The sequence below is a fragment of the Okeania sp. genome (assembly GCF_983059655.1).
The window spans coordinates 1,595-3,273 of record NZ_CEZPJD010000858.1 but is presented as its reverse complement, the minus strand read 5'-3'; the positions used below and the strand labels follow the sequence as shown (position 1 = coordinate 3,273).

1 protein-coding gene is annotated in these 1,679 nt (G+C 32.0%); it reads left to right on the top strand.

The window, feature by feature from the left end:
- Positions 1-1,467: CHAT domain-containing protein (locus AC3DU7_RS29395; protein WP_488042786.1), on the top strand; the 1,467-nt coding region annotated here is incomplete at its 5' end.
- Between the last annotated feature and the right edge of the window lie 212 nt (positions 1,468-1,679).

The window sequence follows — 1,679 nt, the reverse complement described above, 5'->3', positions numbered from 1 at the left end:
CCTGTTGCCTGTTGCCTGTTGCCTGCGCACAGCGCTATAAAACCCTACTTAATTTATCTGACAATGAACCAGTATTTTTATCATATTATTGTTCCCAATGAGAATACGGTTAGAGTGAGAAAATTAACTCCTCAGTTAGCTGACAAAGAGCAGTCAACAGGAAGGTTAAATCTCGCTAAAATCAACGATAAGATTAGAGAAATTATTAAAGCTCCTGCTAACTTAAAAGATGGACAAATTACTAAAGTGGGAGAAGCTTTGTTTGAGACTTTGTTTGACAGTCAATTAAGAGAAGATTTTTTAGCATACTATCAAGAAGTTGTTAAAAGACAAAAACAAATATTAGCAGTTATTTTAGAAATAAATGAGGTGGCAATGCCAGAAGTGGTTGCCTATCCTTGGGAATTGATGTGTTTACCTCAGAAATATAATCAGGGTGAAATTTATTTCGCAACTGACCGTAAATTAAACTTTTACCGCTGTCGATATCAACTAGAAGAATCAGATAAACTATCTATTAATATTAATGAAGGAGAAAAACTAAAAATTGCTTTGGTTGTCTCTAAACCGACGGCTGATTCTCAATTAAGTAATGTGGAATATCAGGAAGTACAGCAATACTTAAAACGAGTAGATAGTCAACAAGAGCAAGTGGAATTTCTGCCTGTTATGGATGGTCTAAATTTCTATGATATTGTAGAAAGATTAGAAGCAGATAAACCGGATATTTTTCATTTTATTGGTCATGGTCAATTAGTTGAAAAGGAAGGAGAAGAAGTAGGGCAGGTTGCTTTAGTTAATGAATTTGGTGAAGCAGATTGGAAAGATGCTCGGATGTTTGGTCAATTGTTTAGTGGTCACACGCCTAAAGTTGTGATTTTACAAGCTTGTGAAACTGGAAAGCAATCTGAAACTAATGCTTTTAGTAGTGTTGCTTCTCGTTTAATGTTGCAAGGAATTTCAGTAGTTTTAGCTATGCAATATAAGGTTTCTAATCAAACGGCAGTTAATTTTGTGAAGGAATTTTATGCAAAAATAATTGAAGGTAATTCTGTTGAAATAGGGGTGCAGAAGGCTCGGTTTAAATTAGGTATTGATAATGGGTATGATAAACGAGATTTTGCGATTCCTGTGGTCTATATGAATGCTTTAGATGGTTATTTATTTTCAAAAGAATCTAAATATAAATCCTCAAATGATAAAAAAAATAGCTTCTCGAACTTAACAGATGCACAAAAAAGAAAACTTCGTGAAGAGATAGAAAGAGTATTAAGTGAGGATAAATTAAGAACAATATTTCTTGAATATGAAGAGAAATTTGGAAGTAATTTTTATAATCAAATCCCAGGAAGTGATTATCGTACAAGATTGATTTATTTAACCAGAGAGCTAAATAATAGACCACTTCTTGATGATTTTATTGAAATTGTTAGGTATGAGTATCCTAATTTTGCTCAAGATTTATAAACTGCACATAAAAAGATTAATGTAAGTACATGGAAAATGAAATTAACTGATAAGCAAAGAATTAAACTTCGTGAAGGAATTGAAAGAGTATTATCAGAGGATAAATTAAAAGGTATATTACTTGAACATGAAAATGAGTTTGGACGTAATTTTTATAATCAAATTTCTGGAGGCGACTATCGAACTAGAATTATTAATCTGCTAAAAGAATT